The sequence below is a fragment of the Sphingobacterium sp. HJSM2_6 genome, assembly GCF_049316305.1.
Lineage (GTDB): Bacteria > Bacteroidota > Bacteroidia > Sphingobacteriales > Sphingobacteriaceae > Sphingobacterium.
In genome coordinates, this window is sequence record NZ_JBMOXB010000013.1 from 1 (window position 1) to 24,613 (window position 24,613).

The window sequence follows — 24,613 nt, forward strand, 5'->3', positions numbered from 1 at the left end:
TGAAGTTTTCTGGACTACTTTTTATTGGTCTTCCCATATTACTAAAGTTAAGTGTTTTTGAATAAAACACTCTCTTAGTTAAGATTCAAACGTGTCCATTTTTTGCTGACGATTTACAATTATATGTTTATGTTCATAGTTTTAAAATAAAGTTATTTGAAAAACATTGAACGATAAATGTTTATTTAAATTGATTTTCGGCAACAATATTTTTAATTTTTGACTAGATATTCTTATACATATCACTTTGATTACCGAATTAAATATGTATCTTAAACATTAAGCAATAGCAGCTAAAATTTATATCAAACCAGTGAGTTATTTGGTGAGGTGGGAAGTTGAAGGTTTGTAAGTTGCTGATAAAGAGAAAGATGGTCATTATATTCGATTCCCCTACGGGCTACTAAAAAAAAGCGACTTGAAAATGTCGCTTTTTTTGTTTGTAATATTTTGTAGTTAGTTTTTTTGACTATCTACAATGAAATTTTATCAAACAAGATTGATTTGTTAATTATTTCATCTTTGCTTTGATGCTGATGATTCCTTCGGAATTTGAAGTTCTTTCATGTCCAGCAATATTCGCCAAGTTTAGTAAAAGCTGATTATCGAAGAGCAACAAGCATGGAATATGTTCATAAAACAAATAGGCTTTATGCTTTCATAATTTATACCTAAACAGCCAAATCTTATTATTTCAACTTACTAATTTTCATTTCTAATTCCTTAATCCTCAGTTTGAGCATTTGCTTGTCAGAAATCATTGTTTGATAAGTTAAAATTCGTGATTCTGTTGAGCCTTTGAGATCAAAATTAGAGGTTATATCGTTTGGCTCTGGCAAAGTTTTCAAAGCATTTTGACAATGCAATATGCGTTCTTCAAATCTCTTTACCAACTTATGAATCTTGGCGATATGTGTATTGAAATCATTCTTAGTGAATTTAGGATTATACTCCGTTAATTTGTAATATTCTGGATCCAGCGACTTTGTGATACTATCTAATTGTAGCCATATTTTTTCTTCATGACGATTAAATTCGCCGATATTTTTAAATTCTTGAGCATAGACAGCGACTACAGAAATGCACATTAGAAGCAGCATGGCTGCTTGTTTCCACTTGGTTATTTTTATTCTCATAATTAATTCTTTTTAATTGATTTATAGATTACTTATTTCTAGATGCTATTCAAGATCGGTTTTACTTCTACAATATTATTTCCCATATATACCCATGTGTTTTTTAAAGTGATATTTTTTTTCCAATAGATTGCCCAATATGCATTGTAAATTAGCTGACAAATAGATGAGGAACATCATTTTAGCCATTGTGTTAATATTGTTAGTATAGTTCATTCTATTTAACAAAGGTCAAAATTAATATTAAGACCATAAATACCTCATTTGTAGTATTTTTAATCTTATAAATTTATTTTATAATGCGATTAAAACGATTGAAAATAGTAGTGTCACAATGTGTCTGACAAAATTATGTTTGTTCCTTGTATCGCTTTATCACTTGAATTTATACAAGCTCTTAATCTTATTATTTGCCATAAATGAAAATCATTATTTTGTTCTTCTTTTGTTTCTGGGTCTCGACTACCGTATAGTTTTCCTTACGTCATTTCTGGCTTTGGAATAGCAACCACTATTGGTCATAACTATTTTCGAATTGGACTTTCGGCATGAATTTCTAATTTGTCATGCAGCACTTTATGCTTACGATTGTCTGCTGTATTAAATAATTATAACCCATGCTTGGGCCTATGCTAATTTTGTTAAGTTCTATAGGTCACATGCTAAGCCCAAAGAAAAATTTTATCTCAATAAAGTAGAATTTAAAAAGGGTTCAAATAAAATACTAGAGATCCTTAGGCTTGCAACAAGCATGGACTATTTTTGTGTTCTGCTGATATACAAGGCTTTCGTAAGCAGATGTGACAAAAATGTGCAAGGAATATATTAAGGTAGGTTTTTGTTCATTAAACAATCACAATTCCAGTATAGTATTAATTATTTTTTTTAAACTAATTTCCTTAAAACAGCTAGTACCCTTGTTTAAATGATAGGACTAATATTAACTCCCAAATCCAATTTTGGTTAAAGGAATTCCTTGAAACGTAAGTGTTTGTGTTAAAAAAAATTAACATATAGTTTACTTTGTGTTGTTAGTTTTGTATTGCACAGACTTTTTATGTTATTATGAACATCAGAAAAAGATTCTATTTGAGATATTCCGTTTGGGTATTTCTTTTGTTACTATTTTCTGCCTGTAAAAAGGAAGGACCGGAACCAAATTATCCAGCAGGATCTAATCAGTACATCAACGATTGGATTTTGGATAGTTTGCAAGTCTACTATTTTTGGAACAATCAATTGCCGAAAAAGCCAGATCTTGGAAAAACTCCTCTTAATTTTTTTGCCTCTTTGAAAAATTCACAAGATAGGTTTTCTAGAATTTACAATGCCTCTGTTCCTGAAAGTTATTATCCATCACCTGTACATTATTTTGGTTTTGAATTGATGCTTTATGACCAGGGAAAAGGTGAAATAAAGACTACCCTTGCTTTAGTTGTTCCTAATTCACAGGCCTATCAGGCAGGGCTGCTACGTGGGCAAATGATTAAAAGCATTAATGGGACTATCATAAATGCAAAGAATATAGATTTTTTAATTCGTACAGCAATTACAGCAGGTAAGATAACTCTTGATGTGATCGGATTAGGTTCAATAATACTTAGGAGCAACCTCGTTACCCAAAAATCGGTTTACTTATATAAAATATTCCATCCGATGTCTAAACCTACCGGATATCTGTTTTACAATTCCTTTGATGGAAGATATTATAATCAATTGGTAGAGGCGTTTACAACCTTTAAAAATGAAGGAATAAAAGAATTAATTATTGATTTGCGTTACAATGCTGGAGGGGATGTGGGTGTCTGTGCAGCACTTGTTGCCATACTCACTGAAGTAAATGAACAGGATCATTTTTTGGAATACCGGGGCAACAAACGTGCAGGCATCCGAAAAGAGAGCTTTGCCAAGACGATTTCTAAGACTTATAGTGGATCTCGCTTCACATTTTCGGAAATCAGGGATTTGCGTTTATCCTTAGATAGGGTTTTTATCTTGACCGGAAGGCATACGGCATCTGCGGCTGAATTCCTGTTGAAGTCGCTTCGGCCATTTACAGAAGTTATTCAGATTGGCGAGTCTACATTGGGTAAAGATTTGGCTTCCTTCAGTATTCGAGACGGAAATACAAATAAGAACAATGCATGGAGCTTAGAAGTTATGGTATTTAAGTTATATAACTCTCTTGGGGAAGGGGACTATTCCAACGGATTAATTCCTAATATAACCATTCATGAGCTTATGGAGCCATTATATCCATTGGGTGATCCTAAGGATCCGCTTATTCAAGCAGCACTTTCAAGAATTTCGGGATATTCCAATCGAGTGGTTAATGAAATTGTTCCAGCGTCATTGACTCCTCGAATATTATACGATTCACGCGATTTAGCAGATCGGCATGTGAATTTTATAATCAGACCATAATTATTCGGCTTATAGTTATGAGATAAGTATTAACGAGTATATCAAAGATTATTTAACATGGATAAATAAATACTAACCTTATTTAAATTATGGAAAGCACAGATTCAAGCGTAGTAGATGAACTAAGAAAAGGTAGTCAAAAAGCCTTTAATCTGATTGTCAAGAAATACAACAAACAACTTTGGTTATACTTTAAACAGAAGACCAATAGTCACGAGATTGCTGAAGAATTGACAAACGATATATTCAATCGGCTTTGGGATTATCGGAGTAAGCTCGATACGGAAAAAAGTTTAGATGCCTTAATACGAGAAATGACCCGTGGACGTTTCTGCAAATGGTTAGAAAAGTATGAAAGAGAAAAAAGACTTAAAAATGATTATTTGATAGCTACGCTGACCAATGATGAGCATACCGGAGGGGAAGATGCATTGAATGCTTCAATGGATTTAACTATCATGGTTGATAAACTGACCTTGATGTTGCCGAAAAAACGTTGTCAAGTATTTCTGATGTCCCGAATGCAAGGGATGAGCTACGAAGAAATTGCTGCACAATTGTCCATTAGCAAGGCTACAGTTAAAGATCATCTAATAAAAGCTAAAAAAACAATTTCTGTATTGAAAGATAATTGGCACTATCCATAGACAAGCCTACACGTATTCGCTCTATTTTTACCCCATCTTAATATTCTTCTAATGCTAAGAATGAGGTTCAATCTAACCTAATATTTTTTGATAAATAGCTCTCAAAAATCGGATTAACAAATAAATAATCTGTTTTACATAAACTTAATATAATGAGTTTAACATCAGAAAAGATTAAAAATAGTTAATGTTTTTTGGGTTAATTCCCTTTAAATCAATGAAATAAAAATTATTTTATTTCATGATTCAGAACCTTGAATATCTTGTTTTGCGTAATTTAAAATTGCTTTCATGAAAGTTGCGAAGTTCTGAGCAGACCTCCATCACTGGTTTTTGGGGATATATATACAGTAGCCCCTCCTAATAAATATATGGGTGAACCATTAAAAATGAATAAGAGTAAAAGAGAAAAGCTGTTACAGAAATTGAAAGAAGGAATCTTATCAAAAGAAGAGGAGAAGGAGCTTTGGCGCATCAAAGGTATTGGTCAGATTGACCCATTTGACGATGGGGAACCTGTTCTTGAAAATTACAACAATTTGGAAGGGCCATTTGGTATGGAAGAATCTTTATCTAGGATTGTTCGTTATCAGGCTAATCGAGTGGGTCGGAAGAAGAAATTTTATCGTATGTACCTATCAGTTGCATCTGTGGCTGCAGTTTTTTTAATGTATGCTGGCTTTATCTTATTCAGAGAAAAGTTGATGCCTAATGCAACGCCTGAATTTGTCTTGATGGAGGTTCCAAATGGTTCCATAAAGCGGTTAGTACTTCCAGACAGTTCTGTGGCCACGCTATCTTCGGGAACAGTTCTTCGTTATCCAAAAAGTTTTGCAAAGAATGAACGTGCAATTTATTTGGATCAGGGTGAAGCATTTTTTGAAGTCATAAAAAATCCCAATAAACGATTTCGAGTACAGTCTGGAGAATTGCAAACTATAGCTTTAGGAACTTCTTTTACGGTACAATATGATCCAAAGCTGAAGCGTGAAAAAGTAAAATTATATAGCGGTAAAGTATCGGTAGAATCTGTACGCAAAATCAATGAGGATACTAAAGAAGGCGCGGTGATATTGACTCCAGGCAAGGCGTATGAGTATTTGGAAGGGGAGGTTGTACTAAGCGACTTTGATAATAATCGTGAAAACCCAATTTCTCAAGGACTGCATTTTGAAGATGTCCCATTTGAGGAAGCGATTTATAGGATTAGCAGCTGGTATGGCATTTCCTTAACCTTTGATCGGAATAACATCAAATCGGATCATATTAATGGGAATTTCAATAATAAAAAGTTAGAGGACATTTTTTATATACTCACCCACACACAAAATCTCCAAATTAAAAAAACGGACAGTTTAACATATGAAATTATGATGAGCAGAAAATAAAGAAAAACAGCAAATTTAAAACAACAGAAAAGTGCCGTTCCGGAAAAACGGCACTCTAAATAACGCGGTGTTTAGACCGCAATGATCTTATTGATTTTTAAACAAATAATTTGTAAAAAACCTTACGAAAATATGCAATTCTATGTTCTAATCCTAACGGGTTTATTAAAACTGATCTTTAAAAAACGACTTTCACATAGCTTTTTATACGTGATTCTAATGATGGCAACTTTGCCGATTTATGCACAGGCATCTAACCGTCTAAATGCTCCAGTAAGTGTCAATTATCGTCAGGTACAAGCTGGTACATTGTTTAAAGAAATTAATAAACAAACAAGCTATGAGTTCTATTATGGCTCTTCTATTGGACAATTAATTATAGACAATATTCGATTCGAAAAAAAGAAATTAGCCGAGGTACTCACTACTCTCGAGCGTAAAGGTTTCGATTTTAATATTAAGGGGAAAGATATTAGCGTAACATACGAAAGCCCTAAAACAAACGAAAAGACCCTTTTGCGAAACAAAGTTGAAGCCACTCAACAACCAGGACGTATCGGCGGAAAAATTGTTGATGAGCGTGGTAAAGAACTTGTCGGAGCGTCTATAAAAATTGAGGAAAACAATCAGGCAATGCAGAGCCGATTGGATGGTACCTTTAATTTCCAATTGATGCCGGGAAGTTACACCTTAGTGGTAAGTTATATTGCTTATAATACTAAGCGTGTAACACAGATAGATGTCCAATCTGCTAAGTTAACATCTCTCAATATTGTGTTAACTCCAAAAACGAGTGCCCTAGACCAAGTTGTCATAACAGGAAGTTTTAAAAAAGAAAGTATAGCAGGGTTATACGCACAACAGAAAAATGCCGCTTCGATGACGGATGGTATTTCTTCGGAGCAGATTTCCCGAACACCGGATAATAATATCGGACAGGTATTAAAGCGGGTGAGTGGAGTGACGACCGTAGACAATAAATATGTCGTCGTACGTGGGTTGAGCGATCGTTACAATCAAGCTATGATTGATGGGGTAACCCTTCCAAGTACTAATATGAATCGTCGGAATTTTTCTTTTGATGTATTACCACAGGAGCTAGTGAGTACGGTAGTTGTGAATAAGACAGCCATGCCTGATATGCCAGCCGAGTTTAGTGGTGGGCAAGTCACGGTGAATACCATGGATATCCCTGCCGAGAATTTTACGACGATTTCCATTGGATCTGGGGGGAATACGGTGAGTACAACCAAGGACTTTTTGATGTTGGGTGATCGGAAAGGCAGTGACTATTTTGCCTTGAATAGTGCGAACCGCAAGGAGCCTGAAGGTTTGCAATCTTGGTATTGGCATTCCCAGATAAATACACCACCACTTGGTCCGGATGGGGAGTATCCTGCTGATATGCCCAAAGACCTAGAGCTTGTTCCGGGTTCCGGAATACCTTACACGAGTTTGGATGCCATTGCACAGGGAAAACGAATTGATAAGACGGGATTATTGGTGAATCGATATCGAGCTATACCCTTCCAAAATGCTCGATTTGCTCTTGGAAGGATTTATGATCTAAGCAATGAGCTTCAATTCGGGTTTTCAGGAGGAGTAACTTACCGTAACCAGCAAACAATTGTTCCATTCAATAATGTTCGTAATAGTACTGCAGATATTGTTCCAAATTATATAGACAGTACAGAAAACGGAGCTGGATTATCGTATCGTTTTAACAGCACGATCGGTACAGCTTTAAATATTGGTCTTCAAGGTAAAGCCTTTAAGATCGCTTTGAAAAACATGTACTCCCGTATTTTAGAAGATAATTATAATCAAGGTTTTCGAAAAAATTACGGCGCAAATGATGATGCTAAATATCTTGTGCAGTTTCAAGATCCACAGTCTACTTGGGTTTGGCAGCATAAATTGGAAGGTGAAAATTTATTAAGCGGTACTGGCATCAAAATGGGCTATTCACTGGGATGGACCCGTATCGGTCAGCAAGTTCAAGATCAACGTCGATTTAAATACAGTCTTACAGCTTCTGTTGGAGGTGTTGATTATTTTCAAACTCCCAATGTATTTATACCTAGCGACTTAGGTGACTCTTATGATTACCGTTTGTGGACCGATGTGAAAGAGGATGACTATAATTGGGAGCTGTTTTTTAGTAAAAACTTTATGCTAGGGTCATCCATAAAAAATATAGCTAAGATAGGGTATAGTGGATGGGATAAACACCGAAATCTGAATATGACAAAAGTTATTGCTTATTCTAGTTTTTCAGATGTTATTAATCCCATTGAAGGCCCTTATTCTGAGGTACTTTCTGATGAGTCTATGGGTGCAAAAAAAGGGCAGGCTTATTATTGGGCAGATAATCTTAATGGACCTACGTTTAACGGGACTATGCGAAGCCATTCGCTTTACGCCATGCTGGATCAACGTTTTTTTGAAAGGTTGCGCCTCGTTTATGGTTTGCGTGCAGAGCACTATAATCTTAGCAACAGACAGGAAGATTATATAAAAAGACGTTATGGAAAAATTGACAACAATTGGGAATTGTTTTCTACGACAGGAGAGAAAGATTGGCGTCTGTTACCATCTGCTAACCTCACTTTCAGTTTGAGCTCGCAAATGAATCTGAGAGCAGCCTATAGCAAGACAGCAATACGCCCAGATTTTCGAGAGACATCTTACTTTGGCTTTTATGATTATGAATTGGATGCCAATATATCGGGCCGACAGGTGGTATCTACCCTTGTTGACAACATTGATCTGCGCTACGAATGGTACCCTGCAGCGGGAGAGGTGTTTTCTATTTCTGGATTTTATAAGAAAATGAAAGATCCTATTGAAATGGTATTTGTGCAGGATGGTTATTACCGTTTCCAGAACCAGCTTGCCGCAAAAAACTATGGAATGGAAGTGGAAGTACGCAAATCTTTGGGATTTATAGCGGATAAACCCTGGTTGCAACATATTACTTTATTTGGGAATGGTACTTGGATTAAATCTAATGTCGAAGTGCAACAGGTGCCTATGCCAGGTGAGAATTTGGAAAACACGAGATTAGCTTCTCAAGATAGACCTTTATATGGGCAGGCGCCATGGATTATTAACGGGGGTATTACTTATCAGGATGCCGTATTTGGTTTAACAAGCAGTTATAATCGATCAGGTCAACGTACGAATACCATTAACTTAGATGATGCATTCGTTGAATATGAACATGGACGTAATATACTGGATATTCAGTTGAGCGCACGTGTACTGAAGCGAAAGGCCGAAATCAAATGCAATGTTGGCAATTTATTAGACGAGTATATCATCTTTTACAGGAATACAGATGGCTATGAAAATATCATCAAAGATGGAGCTACAGTAGGTTGGAAACTCAAGAAAAATAATAGCACCGCATTTGAACCTGAGAAAGGTGACCGCATTGTCTACCGTGCCAAAACAGGAAGAAATATTAGCTTATCATTCACCTATAATTTTTAATGGAGATTCAATTTGTAAAAATTAAAAAAGGAAGGAGGATAAAAAACAGGAATTCTAGAAGTAGTAGAACACCTCGGAAAGGAGAAGGGCGTGAAAAGTGGTTTTTCAACACCCTTAATTAAAATTTTTCTGAATTATAATTTTAAAAAGTAAATATATGAACATTTTAAATAAAGTTCAAGCAGCATGTAGCCATGGGGTACAAAGACTAAATCAATTAATGGATGCAGGAACTGAGACTCTAGAAAAAACAAGCAAAGGTTTGCTTAAATTTTCAACTATCGTATTAACGAGCACAGTTGTGGCAATAAGTATATCCAGTTGCGATAAAAACCTCGATCAAAATAATTTTGATCAATCAACATCAGCCGGTTCATTAGCGACATTATCCTGTGCTGATACCGTATCTATTCCTGTAGATGCCAACGGAATCATCACAGCAACCACATTAACCAAGGATAAATTGTGGAAGTTGAACGGCGTATCTTATGTTAAAGATGGCCAAGTGTTGACCATTGAGGCTGGTACCACCATCATTACTGGTAGAACAAAAACTTATAATGACCCAACCTACGGAATTCAAAATTTAGCAGGTGTATTAGTGGTGGCTAGAGGGGGGCAGTTAATTGCTAATGGAACTGCAACACAGCCAATTGTATTTACTTCTCCTAGTGCTGGAGGCTGTGGTTCAGGCTGTAGCAATGCAGGAGCATTTGGAGGTGTTGTGCTATTGGGTAAAGCAACAACAAACCGTAATGTTGCAGTTCGAATTGAAGGGATTCCACAACCAGCAGGAACAGATATTACTTATGGTGGTCCAGGAAATACTATTGCAAATGATAATTCAGGAAGTTTGAAATACGTGCGTATTGAATTCCCAGGATATAAATTGGCTGCAGACAATGAAATTAATGGGCTGACTTTAGGTGGGGTAGGTAGCGGTACTACCTTATCGCACATTCAGGTATCGTATTCTGCTGATGACGCTTTCGAGTTCTTCGGCGGTACAGTAAATGCAGATCACTTGGTTGCGATTGGAACAGACGATGATGATTTCGATTTTGATTTTGGATACAGTGGAACTATTCAATACGCAATTGGTTTAAAAGATCCAGGCACAACGAATAGTACAAGTGGAGGCAATTCAGACTCTAATGGTATCGAGTCTGATAACGATGGAACTGGTACTTCAGCTTTGCCAAAAACAAAACCAGTCTTGCGTAATTTTACATTATTAGGTTATGGTTCTAATTCAATAGGTTCGGGTAAATTGAAGAATGGAAATCGTTGGAGAAGAGCATCTTCTTTAGATTTACAAAATTCAATTATCGCCGGATTTCCTACCGGAGCGACTTTTGAAAGTATTACAAATGTAGGTTCTTCATTTATTAATAACGTAGTACATGCTTATACAACGGTTTCATCTGCAAGTCCTACATTCCCATCAACTTACGGTATTGATCCATTTGACCAAAGTAATAATGCTTCCGCAAACTCATTTTTAAAATTGGCGAATGATGGTGCTTTTTTCACTTGTTCTTTAGCCTCTAGCTATGATCCATTGTATTTACGTCCAAATACTCTCTCACCAGCATACGATGGTGCTGACGGTGAATTTACAGAAGATGGATTATCATATCGTGGAGCGATTGCACCTGCGGCAACAGCTACTACGATATGGACAGCAGGTTGGACTAATTTCAACCCAGGATTCTGCTGTAAATAACAGTAAAATATAAAATCTCATAAATTATTCAGGGAAGGGTCTTTAGACCCTACCTTGATTTTTATCAATTAGAATTTATCAAAATGAGAAAACACCTATTTATACTTCCATTAATTTTTGTTCTTACTTTATATTCTTGTAAGAAGTTAGAATACACGTCCCCATTTGTAGAATTCATTAAAATGAATTTGCAAACTAAAGGTACAATATCACAACCAGATATAGGGATTCGTTATGAAGGAGAAGAAATTCCTTGGAAAAATAACAGTTTAAAAATTTTAGCAGGGGAAGGAAGGTTTGAGTTTTATTTAAAAAGTAATAATGAAGTTTTATTAGACACAATAATAAATGTTATACCTTCCGAGGACATATTTTATCTCTATCAGTTGGATCCAAGAGACATACCAGTAATAATAAAGGATGACACAAAAAGTATTCCTCCTCCTCCAGAAGGTTTTTTAAAAATTAGGATTGCAAACCAAGCTAAAGTTATGTTTCCTGAAGGTTTCGACGTAATATTCCATCTAGATTTAGGAAAAGGGTGGGAACCTGTTTATACTATTGAAAATGTCTCCTCTAAATTATCAGATTACCACATATTTCCTAAACCAGCTAATGGTCAGGAATATTCCCTCTCATTTATTAACTCAATAACCAAGGAACCAATTAAATTGCGTAATGGTACAGCCTTTTTGGGAACAGTAGGTTCAATGTTTAATGTAGGTAATTCCACCATAATGAGTTTGTATTTGAATGAAAATGCTCGAAGGTGTACTAGTTATTCCTTAGTCGGAACTAATGGAGGTTGTTATACAGTAGATTTTATGTTTTTATTCAAAAACTAGGTTAAATTAATCTCAGCTAATTAAGTGTTAAATTTGGGCATATTAGTAAAATATTAATAGGCAGGTGATTTGTTTTAGTTGATTCGAGTGCTAATATAATTTGCAAATGAAAACATTATCCACTAACATATTTGCCATAAGGTATCTTTCGAATGAGTAAGGTGATTAGTATAGAGGCTATCATTGTCAATAAAGTTGCCAAAGGAATCACCCATGCTGTACTGAATTGTTTTGCTAGCCATGGGTGCAGGTAACTTAATGGAATAATGTGGCTTAGATAAATTCCAAAGCTATACTTGTCAACAAATTTTATCCAATTAGGTGCGTTTTTATTTTCTGTTATTTCTTTAATCCAGAGGAATAATGCCACAGCAGTTAATGCGGTTGTAGGGAATAGGTAATTGTAAAAAAAGGTGTTTAATTTATTTGCATCATGATTTAGTAGCTGTGTGCCGATAGCTGCAATAGCAACCATCAGTACATAAACGACAACAAAATACCATTGTTTCCATTTTATGTTTAGGCTTCTGATACTTAAGTAGTAACCGAGGACTAAATAGCCAATATATCCAGTGAAAAAATCGAAATCGAACTTAGGCATAGCCGAATAAATTGGTTTACTGGTAAAACATGTTGCCAATACCCAAAAAAGAAGAAATATTTCCATTTCCCGCAGTGTGGAATTGACAAGAATCTTTCGCAGAAATGGAATAGCGAGGTATAAACCAACCACCATATACAAATACCACAAATGTGCATTCGCACCGTGAAGAATCTTATCAATACTGATAGACACTATTTTTTCATTCGAGAGTAATTCGAATTTGGTATATCGATAAAAATAATAAATGAGGTAAACTATCGTCCAAAAGATAAAGGGATAAAGGATTTTCGGAATTCGTTTTCTATAAAAACTCCATGTATCGTCATTTTTTTGCAGTAGTAATGTCCCAGAAATAAGAACAAATATGGGAACGGAACATCTTGTAGCCGAATTGATCCAATTGGCATAGTTCCAATCGAAAGCTAGTGTATCAATGCGGTAAAGATAACCTGTGGAAGCGTGGATAAAGACTACAAATAATGTAGCTATAACACGTAGATAAATGATGTAGGTGTTTTTTTCTTCCATGCTGTAAAAATATGGATAAATCGAGTAATAAATAGGTTGCTCAACTGGATAAATATTCGAGCAAATTATATCTCTTTTCCATATAGTATTTAATCGAAGCGGGATCGTTTAATATTAAACGGTGGTATAGCTGCTTCAATAAACAGATTGAAGGCACCAAGTTATTCCAATTTTTTGAGAAGGATTTTTAATTATATATAGCGAGTAGGATCTACGTCAGCTAAACAATTCTTGTTGACTAGAAAATGACTCCAGGAAATAGGCATATTCATAAATGAATATACCTATTTTCGATTGCAGCGGATACATCAAGCAAAGTAGGCCCCACCCAACTTATGCTTGATCATATCATCCTGGAGTTTCTTAAGTTCAATTTATTAATTGAACATGTTTAGTTTAAAAACCGATTTCTTTTGAATCAAAACTTGGTCCTGACCAAGTAAAATCTAAGGTGCTATCTGAAGATGATGGTTTGTATGAAAATGTGAAAGGATGTTTTCCAGCTTTCAACATAACCGATTCTTCCATAGTCTCTCCTTGATAATCAAAATCTGCATCAATCAATAAGATTTCATGGAGCTTAAGGATCGCTTTTCCATTACTCTTATATTTGAACCGATAAGCGCCATCTGTAGGGACCGTAATGAAGCCGGTTACTACGTATACAGCATCTTCTACAGGATTAAGTGATTGCTGATTTATGGTTTTGATTGTTTTTTTCTTAATTGATTTTAATCCATATTCATTTGGTACCCATTCCTGATCTACTTCATATAATTGACAGGTAAAAGATTTGTTTTTAATGTTTTTTTCAGTAGATGCCGCGACAAAAGCGTCGTCGTAAGGCCTTTTTGCATTTTCATCTGGGCGTCTCATTTGGATCACTCGATGTTGCATGAGTTTTTGTAAATCATCAAAAGTTGACGTGCCAGCTAAATTTTTATTTTGCATGGGATCTTTCACCACATCATAAATTTCGAAAGGATCATTCGAGTTTTTTATACTGTATCTCACCCCCATATAATCACCAATTCGAATGGATTGCATTTGTCCACGTGGCCTATTCCTTTTGGCGATATCGAAATCTTCGAAATCAGGAGAAGGTTGATTCTGATCGTATTCCATGTATATTTTCGAAGGTTTACGTTTACCGGACCCTGTCAATGTAGGTAAAATGGATACACCATCAATATTTGCAGGAATGGATAAACCGGCGGCATCTAAAAAGGTGGCTAACCAATCTGAGGCGATCATGGGCTCCTGGATAATCGTTCCAGCTTTGACTTTTTTTGGCCATTGTACCAAATATGGCACACGGACACCACCTTCCCATAAATCTCTTTTTATTCCTTGAAATGTCGCATAACTTCTAAAAAATTCAGGTGAAAATTCTTCCTTTAAGTAAGATTCTTTACTAACTCCATTGTCTGATGAAAAAATCAACAAAGTATTATCTTCAATGCCTAAATCGGATAATAATTGTAATACGTCTCCAACTTGATCATCAATCCTCTTAATACTGGTTGCATATCTTTTATAGACATCCGGCCAAGGTTTTTCCACCGTTGAGGCATCATGATCGTGATCCCATGTAGCATTTGCATATTCAGGAGCGATCCAAGAATCTATTTCACCAGAAGCTGTATTGATCATTTCCCCAGGTTTACCTAGCCATTGAAGACCTCCTTTTAAACCTGCTCCATTTGGATATTGTTGCGTGGGCAATTCAGTGACGGCATGCGGTGTATCATAAGATAAATACATGAAGAAAGGGGTGTTCTTATCCTTGGAGCCTACATAATCTATAATCCATTGTTTAGCTCTTGCTGTCCATAAATCTCCTGTATAGCATTTATCCAAATCTGCTGTGACGTTTGTGTAATTATCATACATTTCTTTCACCCCTTTATACTTACCTTCTTTGGGATAATGTTCATGGCCATCACTATGTCGGATGTAACCGTAATAATAGTCAAATCCTACTTTTAAAGGGTGTGCAGGCCAATCTGGAGCCTTGCCTTGCATTCCCCATTTCCCGATGGCTGCGGTATTATAGCCAGCTATTTTCAAGCTGTTTGCCAAATTATAGTTCCGATCTAATGCTTTATCAAACTGGTTGTTCCTGATTTTGCTATGACCTTGTGTGGCACCCAATAAAAGGGATGCCCTAGAACTTACACAGACTGGTGCATTTACATATCCATGATCTAGTCTTGCTCCTCTGCTAGCCAACCTATCAAGCTGAGGCGTTTGCATATATGGCCAATTTCTTTTGCCTTTTTCTTTGCGGTAATTTTGATAATAGACACCAATATCCCCAATCCCCATATCATCTACCAGAATATAAATAATATTAGGTTTAGGGTCTTTTGAAATGGTCGTTGCCTTTCCGTTTTCTGTAGAAAACAAAATCAACAGTCCCGAACAAGTCAACAAGAATATTACTTTAGTCATATTTTTTATTTTTATAGTGCTAGGCAGCCAACCCTATACAGGGTCATTGGCTAGGTTCGGATTCTGTTGGATTGCTTCCAAAGGAATGGACCATAAATAATATTGATCAGCATTAAATTTTCTACGGCCAACGATAATTTTTTTGCCAGTATCCAAATCCCCCTCTAATACATTTGCATTTGCACGCCTACCTTCACCTAATGGTATACCATAAACGTTTAGATCTTCAAACACTTGCTCTCCTAAACGATGTCTACGAATATCAAAATAGCGTTGTGGACCTTCTAAAGCAAACTCAACCCTTCTTTCGTGTAGAATGATTGTTAAAGCTTCAGCTACATTGTTAACTGCACCATAACTAATCGATACATTGGGTAAACCTACGCGTTCGCGAACTTCACTCACTAAAGCCATGGATTCTTGGATGTTGCCATCACGACCTAATAGGGCTTCAGCATACATTAAAATAACTTCGGAAAATCGGATAAAATGATATGGAATATCACCTTTTTGAGGTTCTATAAAATTAAAGTCCATGTATTTTTTATAACCATATCCTGTTTGATTGACGCCATTTTTATTGACGTCATCGGTATCTAAAGCTGAAATCACCTGTCCATTGTCTAAAGTAACTGTTGGACTTTTCCTTGGATGCGCATCGTACACATATAGATTATTCAGGCCATCACCACCTTTGATTGGAATAAGATCACCTCCTTTTAAGATCGTGGTGGTTAATCTTGGGTCGCGGTTCTCCCAAGGTTTTGCAGGGTTATAGCCAGCGTTCGTTTCTTTAATGGGTTTTCCATTGGATTTCATTTGGTATACTTCAACCAAAGCATCGGTTGCACCTACGTAATTGCTATTATTCGCCCGACTTCCTGAAAATGCACCTTTGGGTAAAATGACCACTTGATAGCCATGACTTTTAAAATCGCGATTATAATTTAAAGTTAATATAGCTTCATTGGAATTGGTTGATCCGGCTGTCCTAGAAAATAAATTTTGATAACCTGTTTCACCTTGATCTAAACTATAGACCTTACTGTTGTAAACATTTGCAGCGGCCTCAGCAGCCTGAGTATATAATTTATTTTTATCTGGATACCAATCTATCGCATTTAATAGATGGCGCGCTTTGATTGCTAAGGCAGCCCCACGAGTAATACGTCCTTGTTCGCTTGCCACAGTGTATTTTTCTGGCAATATTTCAGCAATTTCTGATAACTCTTTATTTACATAATCAAAAACTTTTTCACGCGTAGTTCGAGTAGGGAAATAATTTGGATCAGTAGGTTCTGTCAATAGCGGAACTGCACCAAATAAGAAGTTAAGACGTGCATAATTGAGCGCTCGGATAAAACGGGCTTCCGCAATATAGCGTTCGAAAAGTTCTGGATTGAGAAAATTTTCTTGTGCCTGAGGTGCGCGCGCTAGAAATTCATTGACATCCCTAATCATTTTATATCGAGGTTGCCAATCAAAAGCTAAAGCACGTTGACTAGGACTGAAATCGAGATCAGAAGATTGTTGTGCCCCCCTTCGATCGTAGGCATCATCCGTAAATATGGTGTAATAGTATTCACTTTCCTTGGGGTTTCCATCCTCATTAAAGCCCCGGATTTGTGCATATAATCCATTTAATGCTAGACGGATATCTTGTTCCGTTTTATATACTGTGGCTACGGAATATTCATTTAAAGGTTCACGATCTAAAAAAGACTCACAGCTCGTTAAGGTTAATAAACCGACGATAGTATAAATTGCGCTGTTTTTTAATTGTATGAATGCCATAAAGTTTGATTAAAAAGTAATGTTTAAGCCCAAAGCAAAAGTTCGCGCCAATGGGTATTCCACTTGACCAATACCCAGCTCAGGATCCCAGCCATATGGACTAGCAAAAAAATTGTTCCAAATAATGAATGGATTTTCTACGGATGCAAATACAGAGCTTCGTTTTAGGAATTTTGTTTTCTTTAACCATTCATCATTTATAGCGTAATTTATGTTGATGTTTCTAACTCGTACATAACTTGCTTTACGCATCCAATAATTTGATCGATCATAATTTATTAAACCGATACGAGTCAAAGGATAGGCCGCATTTTTATTCGGGTTATTGGCATCAAAACTTTCGTTGTGGACTGAAAAAGCATTTCCTACACCTCCAGAGAAATGATTCTCAGATTGACCACCGATAGCATAGATGTTGCGATCCAATACACCACTCAGAGCAAATAATAAACTTAAATTTTTATAACTAAGCCCGATTTGACCACCAACTAAAAATTCACCCCTTTTATGATTAATGATTTCACGGTCATAGGTCGCATCAATTTTTCCGTCTGGAATTCCATCAGGACCGCTGATGTCTACAAGTTTCGGTGCTCCGATGTATTGAAGAGAGGTATTCGGCCCTTCAAAAGTGTGATTTTTTAAATAGTCGTCTAACTCTTCTTGATTCGCAATTAACCCATCAGTGCGGTATCCATATGGAATATCGACAGGGAAACCTTCTTGACGTAGAAGATCACCATAGTTTGTCGCTTCACCACCTAAAGAAAGCCATTTTGAACGAATATTAGTCGCATTTAAAGCTACATGGTAGCTAAAATCACCAAGCGTATTTTTGTGCGCTATTTCCAATTCCCACCCTTTGTATTCTTGTTTTCTACGGTTTATTCGAGGTGCAGGTAGACCAAATTCTTGAGCGATCTGTGCATCTGCCAAAATGTTGTATCTTCCATTTCTAAAGAAGTCTGCCGTTAAGCTCAATTTTCCATTGTAAAAGGAAAGGTCTAAACCCAGATTGATTTTTCGGTGGGTTTCCCATGTTAGATTTGGACTTGCGTAATTGGCAATGACCAATCCTGGTTCCATTCCTGTGGACCAAGGGTATCCATAATTTTGATTCACCCGTTGGATGAATGCAAGGGAAGAAACATTATCAAAACCGACTTCTCCCCATGATCCGCGTAGTTTAAATAGGTCTATATTTTCGATTTCTTGAAGAAATGCTTCTTCTTTGATATTCCAGCCAACCGAGAATGAAGGAAAAAAGCCACTTCTATAACCTTTAGCGAAATTGGAAGACCAATCGTTTCGGAATGAAAATTCGGCTAGATAGCGGCCTTTATAATCATAAGTTAACCTTCCTAGGGCTGATAAATTGGCAGATTCCAATCCATCGGAACCATTTGTAAGTCCAGTTTCAACACCACCAAGGTTGAGGCTTAATACAGCATCATTTAGAAAATTCTGCCTTTGCGTATTAAAGCCTTCAGCTTTTTGTAATTCCGTTTGCCATCCTAATAATCCATTGATGGTATGTCCGTTTTCAGACCAATCGTATCTTAGTAAAGATTGTGTGGTCATCGTCTGATGACGGTTGGTGGAGAAAGCCAAGGAGCGTGCCGAAGATTGTGCAATAATAGTAGGATTAGCTACATATTCTCCGGTTTGACCATCAAATTCTAGTGAGGCATAATTTATAGCATTATTCCAATTTTTGTCATTGGTATTGATAATCCTAAAACCAACATTTTCTTCAAACCTTAAGCCTTTAAATAGTTTCACTTTTGCATTTAATTGTAACTCATAAACATCCCGAAGGGATTTTGCAAACGAACCGTTGTTTGAGGTTAAGACCGGATTTTGTGAAGTACCACCATCTCCGACAGCATATAATCCAGAACCCATATGATCGTGTACCGGATAAAATGGAACGGCACGCAAGGCACGGCCATTTTCGATTGGTATTATGACTTGACTGCGGTGAGTATAGGCACTATTGGTACCTAAAGTTAACCAATTCGTCACTTCAGTTTCTAACTTTGCCCTCACATTATATCTTTTGAAACCGTCAAGATCTGAAATGTTTACCCCATCTTGGTCAATATAACCCAAGGCTAAGGAGTACGTAGTTTTATCAGTACCACCTGTAAGGTCTAAATTTTGGGCTATTTGTTTTGCACGTTGACCATACAAGACAGAGGACCAATCCGTATCAAAAAATTCGCCTGCCAGGGCACGGTCAATAACATTTTGACTAAATGCTGAGTACGGATCTGCATCCTTCGGATCAATATCGTTTAGGTAAAGCTGTTCATTCAATTCCGCCTTATTTCGAAGTTGCATATACTCGATAGTATTCGCCAATTTCGGAATCATCGTATATCCTTGTATACTGGCCTGTGAACCGAAGGAAAATTCTAATGGTTTATTTTTACGTCCTCCTTTTGTGGTAATGAGAATAACCCCATTTGCTGCTTGTATACCATAAATTGCTGCAGAAGCCGCATCTTTCAAGACGGAAATTTCAGCAACCTGATTTGGGTCAACATCTGCCAATGAAGAGGCAAATCCATCGACCAACACGATTGGAGAACCATTACCTCGAATTTTCATTCCTTGAAAATTTCCTGGTCGACCATTAGAGGAAGTTATATTTAATCCAGGAGTCATTCCAGCGAGCCCTTGTTGCACCGAGGTAATAGGTCTGGAGGATAATGCTTCTTTTGTGTTTATGGTCGATACCGCACTTGTTACATTCCTTCTTTTTTGTGTTCCATAACCTACAGCGATGACTTCATCCAATTCGTTGGTCAAAGTAATTAAAGTTACAATGATGTTCGTTTGATTGCCGATGCTAATGGTTTTTTTATCAAAACCCAGCATGCTGAACGATAATGCTTTGCTATCTTCACTTATGGAAAGTTGGTAGTTCCCGTTTTGATCAGTCATAGTGGTTTCATTTCCATCCACTACATTTACCGTAACACCAACTAATGGCTTGCCTTGTTCATCCGATACTTTCCCGGATATAGCCCGTTGTTGTATTGTTACTGTCGGTTCGACTGCTGCGATTTTATTTTTTTTTGTGATGATAATGATTCCATCTTCCATTGCCCATTGAAGACCATGCTCATTTAAAATGCTTCCCATAACATCGGGAAAAGCAACTTGTTTTAACTGAGCCGTTATTCGCATATCGGCTATATGATCCCCTCGAAATAAAAAGGAATACCCCTGCTGTTTCTGAATTTCTTTCATAACCTCACGCAAGGGAGTATTCTGCACTTTAAGGGTAATTTGTTGCAACTTGGATTCCGCGAAGGATTGAAGTGCTAATGATAGCATTAAGATTATAGTCAATTTAATCGACCGGTACAATCTCTTTACTTTTGCGCTGTACATCGTTCCGTTTTTTCTCATGAAGATTCCTTCCATGTAAGATTTACAATTATTGGTTTAAAAATTATGGTTATAAGTATTGGTTTATGTTGTTTTTAGTGTTCGCCTTGGATAATTAGTTGTTTGCTATCCCCAGACTGCACAAATTTTATTCGTAACCCGCTTTTTTCAAGCGCCTTTAATATTGCGCTCAATGGTTTATTTCGTTCAATATAAGCGAACATATTGATGTTCGCTTCTTTGCCTTGATAGATGACCTCTAAATCGTACCACCTCGCCAATTGTGATACAGCCTCATGTGTTGGTAAGCGATTGAAATAAAAGAAGCCATCTTTCCATGAAGTATACATTTCTAAATCAACCTGTCTCTTAATTAATTTAGTCCCTGATAAAACACCCTGCTCACCTGCTGAAAGTATCAATTGATTTTTAGAATTAGCGTTTCCGCTAGATGCTTGTTCTGTAGAGGTCAATCGAACCTTACCCTCGACTAGACTTGTTTTGATATTTTCCTCGTTAGCGTAAGCAGAAACATTAAATTGTGTACCCAATACCTCTATAGTTTGGCCTTTCGTTTTAACTAGAAAAGGTAAATGGTTTAAAGAATTTTTTTCTACAGATGTACTTGAAGTAATCAGATTATTCGGAAGTTTTTCAGAGGAATTATTTCGCTTTATGGACTGGATTTCAAAATAAGCTTCACCTTCTAATTCAACTTCACGTACAGAACCTTCAAATTTCGAAGGGTATTTTAGCGTAGTTTCAGCATTTAACCATACATTGCTCCCATCGGGCAATGTAATTTGGTAGGTACCACCTTTTGGTGTGCTTAAAGATAATAGTTCGACTGCGGCCTCCTTTTCAAGTATTGCAGTACCGTCTAGATAAGTGATTCTTTCGGCCATTATTATACCCTTTTGATCCTCACTTAAAGCAATTTTATTACCATTTGCTAAGGTTAATGTAGCTCGATTTTTTCCAGGAGCGATATCTGTATCCGATTCGATTGATTGAATTTGGGTGCTTTCAAGGGTTGGTTTTTTTGAAAGATACATCCAGGTAGCGCCAATAACTGAGATAAAAATTGCGGCAGCATAGGGAGCCCATTTGTTAATACGCTTCAATTTGTTTTCCCTTAGTAAGGGTAGTCGGCTTCTCAAATTACGATCTACTTTGCTGTAGTCTGGCTCACCCAAATCAGCATCTTCCATAGCATCTGTTGCTTGTAGATACCATTGGTTAACCAATTTTTGTTCTTCCTCCGTACACTTACCTTGTCGATACCGATCAAGCAAATCCTTTGCTTGTAGTTTATTCATAATTTTCTCCCCGCTTTAATATAATGACGATTAACTTTGCCATAAGTGGAAGAAAAATTTTCAGAATTTTTCAGAAATTATTAAAAATGACGGTACCAATACGCGAGTAGATGCCAACAAAGCGTTAGCATAGTAATGTCGAATTTAGACCTCAATAGTTTCATGGCATTGTATAATTGCTTTTTTACATTACCTTCAGAGGTGCCTACAGTTTTCGCAATCTCCTTGTAAGAGTGAGCAGCTTCTTGTCGCATTCTTAAAATTCGTTGCATTTTCTTAGGAAGCTTCGATACTTCTTGTTCAATTCGAAGAGCAAGCTCGCTAGCCAAAATCGTATCATCCGTAATGGTTTCCCCAATGTTGAGAAAATCTTCTAATGAGTCGAGGTAGCGTTTTTCAAGTTTATGACGATTTATTCGATCAATTACACGGTTTTTAGTAGCACTATACAAGTAGCCTGATAGCGTTCCGGACATACTCAGGGAGCTTGATCTTTCCCATAGTTTAACAAAAATATCTTGTACAATATCTGTTGCCTCATCATCATCCTGAAGCATGCGTCTAGCATGGCGAAATAGAATAGGCCAAAAGCGGGTGTAAATTTCGGTATAGGCAAGCTGATCTTGCTTTTGTAAAAGCGTTATGAGGTGGTTTTCATCATATTTTGTATAATCGGCCATAATAGTTGAGTCTTTAAAGTTAAGAAATTATCAACGCCACTGCAAACACTACACAATTAAATGATGATTCCTAAATATGATCTATTTAAATTAAGCAATTTCAGTTCTTTATGGTATACCAAAGCGTAAATCAGGTAAGTAAGAGAAATGTTGTTTTTTGAAAAATGGACGTTAAAGGCTCATCTTTAGCCGAAGAGTTTGGGAGCTAATCAGCATTAAATAGTAAGTTAGTAAAAATTTAATCGGATTGATTAATCATCATAATAAGATACCCTATTCTAAAATAATTGCATTTAAGGCTACTTTAACTTCATAGGATAATTCCTTCTGGTGCTGTTGAATAATTTTATTTTTATTCTCCTTCAGCAGACTAATGATGTTCTTTGGTAAGTTTGGATAATTGGCTAACTGCATCAAGGCTTGTCTACTCAGGTAGGCGTTGCGATGTAATGCTTGTTGTGCAAGCCATTTCATAGCCATTTCACTGTGGTAATGATAAAGAAGGATAGCTGCAATTTCAATTTTAACTAAAATGGATTTTTCAGATTCAAATATTTTTTCCACTTTATTTTGATCCATTACCTCTGTTTTTTGGTTACGAAGGCCAATAGCTGCCCAATATCGAGCCACACTATCTTGATTATTAAATAAACGATATTGTTGATTTAAAAAAGAGGGACCTCGACCTACCATCTCGGCTATTTCCAAATAATTTTGAAATTTATATTCATGAACCTTCCAGCTTGTCAGGATATTTGATTGATTAATTTGCGCTATAACTGCTTCCGGTAATAAGCCCAGATCTTGATATGCAGTCATTTTTTGTTTATTGAGACCTCTCATTTTTTGGAGCATATCTTGATACGATTTCTCATTCACTAGGTTCATCGTTTCCCAACGATCAGATTTGCGGTCATACATTTCTTCGGTAGACCGAGGAGCAGTGAGCAAGGCTTGTTGATTCTCATTTAAATTATTGCCCTTAAAGTCGGCTCGAATCTGTTGCACAATTTCGCCTTTATCAAAATAATGATGTCTTTGTAAAACCGACCAATGAGGGTAATAGTTGCGGGTATATACAAAATCACCAGCAATGACTGTTCTTGCCATATCAATCACTTCATCGGTATTGTCTCTATTTCCCCAAAAATAGTCTTTACGTTCCTCAGCAAATTTACCCATGAATATACGTCCTTTCATATACGCTGGTATTGCTTGGCCTGTAATACTTAACACGGTTGGGGCGAGATCTTCAAAGGTGATTAATTCATCGGAGGTACTACCTGGACGATGCGATGAAAGCTGTTGATATTTTTGAGGGATTCGGACGATAAATGGAACTTGATACCCTAATCGTGAAGAGTGTGTTTTAAAATTAGGCATCCCTTGCCCATGATCTCCAAAAAGAAAGATGATGGTATTTTCCCACTGACCTTCCTTTTTTAATCGAGAAATCACTTTACCCACTTCTAAATCCGTTAAATTCATACAGTTGTAGAGCCGAGCCATATGTTTTCGCATACTGTCAGAATCGTGATAGAATGGCGGTAGGTCGACATCTTGAGCCTTAATGATTTGTTCTTCTTTTAAAAGAGGCAATATATTTTTTTCATACCAAGCATAAGATTCGGTCATCGTACGGCTTTGATGGGATGTAAATATATTGAATACACTGAAGAAACGCTGGTTTATTGCCCTATTCCAATACCCCGCTTTATGGCTGCTTTCATGCCAGTTCTGTAGTTTGAAAGTTTGTTCATTGGAAATATTGTAATCTGTTTTATTATTGTTGGACGTGTAAAAGCCACTATTTTTCAAATATGTAGGAAACCCCATCACTTGACTATCGATATGGTAATAACTGCGATGATTTCCTGTGCCATTTTCAGCAGTTCGTACCCCTGTTATTAGGCAATGTCTAGATGGAGCACAGACCGTGTTGGTGGAAAAGGCATTTGTAAATCGAATGCCTTCTTTTGCAAGTGCGTCAATATGGGGAGTGCTAACGATCGTATTCCCATAACAACCAATGTATTCAGGAGAAGTGTCTTCAATCGTAATCCATAAAATATTTGGCTGTTGGGCTTGGCTATTATAACTAGAAACTAATAGCGCAAATAGGGAATAGGACAGTAAATAACAGTATTTTAAGCCGATTTTCATTCGTATTTATA

Annotated in this window: 14 protein-coding genes; 6 read left to right on the forward strand and 8 right to left on the reverse strand. The window is 36.6% G+C overall.

Annotated features, from left to right (window positions below):
• Positions 1 to 689: 689 nt before the first annotated feature.
• On the reverse strand, positions 690 to 1,136 hold the full coding sequence (locus tag ACFRAE_RS12075; RefSeq protein WP_422797415.1) for a hypothetical protein: 447 nt from the start codon (positions 1,134 to 1,136) through the stop codon (positions 690 to 692).
• 1,065 nt (positions 1,137 to 2,201) lie between these two features.
• On the opposite strand from ACFRAE_RS12075, the gene ACFRAE_RS12080 reads away from it, so the two are divergent.
• From ACFRAE_RS12080 to ACFRAE_RS12105, 6 genes are all read left to right on the forward strand, one after another.
• Entirely contained in the window at positions 2,202 to 3,560 is a 1,359-nt protein-coding gene (locus ACFRAE_RS12080; protein WP_422797416.1) for a S41 family peptidase, read from the forward strand.
• A gap of 89 nt (positions 3,561 to 3,649) precedes the next feature.
• On the forward strand, positions 3,650 to 4,207 hold the full coding sequence (locus ACFRAE_RS12085; protein WP_422797417.1) for an RNA polymerase sigma factor: 558 nt from the start codon (positions 3,650 to 3,652) through the stop codon (positions 4,205 to 4,207).
• A 389-nt stretch (positions 4,208 to 4,596) separates the two neighbouring features.
• Complete coding sequence (locus ACFRAE_RS12090) at positions 4,597 to 5,595, forward strand: FecR family protein (RefSeq protein ID WP_422797418.1); 999 nt, start codon at positions 4,597 to 4,599, stop codon at positions 5,593 to 5,595.
• Positions 5,596 to 5,814: 219 nt separating this feature from the next.
• A complete protein-coding gene (locus tag ACFRAE_RS12095; RefSeq protein WP_422797419.1) occupies positions 5,815 to 9,090 on the forward strand; it encodes a TonB-dependent receptor domain-containing protein in 3,276 nt (1,091 codons plus the stop codon).
• 157 nt (positions 9,091 to 9,247) lie between these two features.
• Positions 9,248 to 10,816 (forward strand): hypothetical protein, encoded by a 1,569-nt coding sequence (locus tag ACFRAE_RS12100; protein ID WP_422797420.1) that lies wholly within the window; start codon positions 9,248 to 9,250, stop codon positions 10,814 to 10,816.
• Positions 10,817 to 10,899: 83 nt separating this feature from the next.
• Positions 10,900 to 11,661 carry a hypothetical protein gene (locus ACFRAE_RS12105; RefSeq protein ID WP_422797421.1) on the forward strand — a complete coding sequence of 254 codons (762 nt, stop codon included), beginning with the start codon at positions 10,900 to 10,902 and terminating at the stop codon, positions 11,659 to 11,661.
• 115 nt (positions 11,662 to 11,776) lie between these two features.
• Here ACFRAE_RS12105 and ACFRAE_RS12110 read toward each other — a convergent pair whose 3' ends face one another.
• From ACFRAE_RS12110 to ACFRAE_RS12140, 7 genes are all read right to left on the reverse strand, one after another.
• Positions 11,777 to 12,793: an acyltransferase gene (locus ACFRAE_RS12110; protein ID WP_422797422.1), complete on the reverse strand. Its 1,017-nt coding sequence runs from the start codon at positions 12,791 to 12,793 to the stop codon at positions 11,777 to 11,779.
• 396 nt (positions 12,794 to 13,189) lie between these two features.
• Positions 13,190 to 15,247 (reverse strand): sulfatase-like hydrolase/transferase, encoded by a 2,058-nt coding sequence (locus tag ACFRAE_RS12115; protein ID WP_422797423.1) that lies wholly within the window; start codon positions 15,245 to 15,247, stop codon positions 13,190 to 13,192.
• Positions 15,248 to 15,280: 33 nt separating this feature from the next.
• Positions 15,281 to 17,041, reverse strand: a complete 1,761-nt coding sequence (locus ACFRAE_RS12120; protein WP_422797424.1) for a RagB/SusD family nutrient uptake outer membrane protein — start codon at positions 17,039 to 17,041, stop codon at positions 15,281 to 15,283.
• Positions 17,042 to 17,050: 9 nt separating this feature from the next.
• Entirely contained in the window at positions 17,051 to 20,461 is a 3,411-nt protein-coding gene (locus ACFRAE_RS12125; protein ID WP_422797425.1) for a SusC/RagA family TonB-linked outer membrane protein, read from the reverse strand.
• Positions 20,462 to 20,535: 74 nt separating this feature from the next.
• On the reverse strand, positions 20,536 to 21,759 hold the full coding sequence (locus ACFRAE_RS12130) for a FecR family protein (protein WP_422797426.1): 1,224 nt from the start codon (positions 21,757 to 21,759) through the stop codon (positions 20,536 to 20,538).
• Positions 21,760 to 21,839: 80 nt separating this feature from the next.
• A complete protein-coding gene (locus ACFRAE_RS12135) occupies positions 21,840 to 22,439 on the reverse strand; it encodes an RNA polymerase sigma factor (protein WP_422797427.1) in 600 nt (199 codons plus the stop codon).
• Between the two features lie 273 nt (positions 22,440 to 22,712).
• On the reverse strand, positions 22,713 to 24,602 hold the full coding sequence (locus ACFRAE_RS12140) for a sulfatase family protein (protein ID WP_422797428.1): 1,890 nt from the start codon (positions 24,600 to 24,602) through the stop codon (positions 22,713 to 22,715).
• Positions 24,603 to 24,613 lie beyond the last annotated feature (11 nt).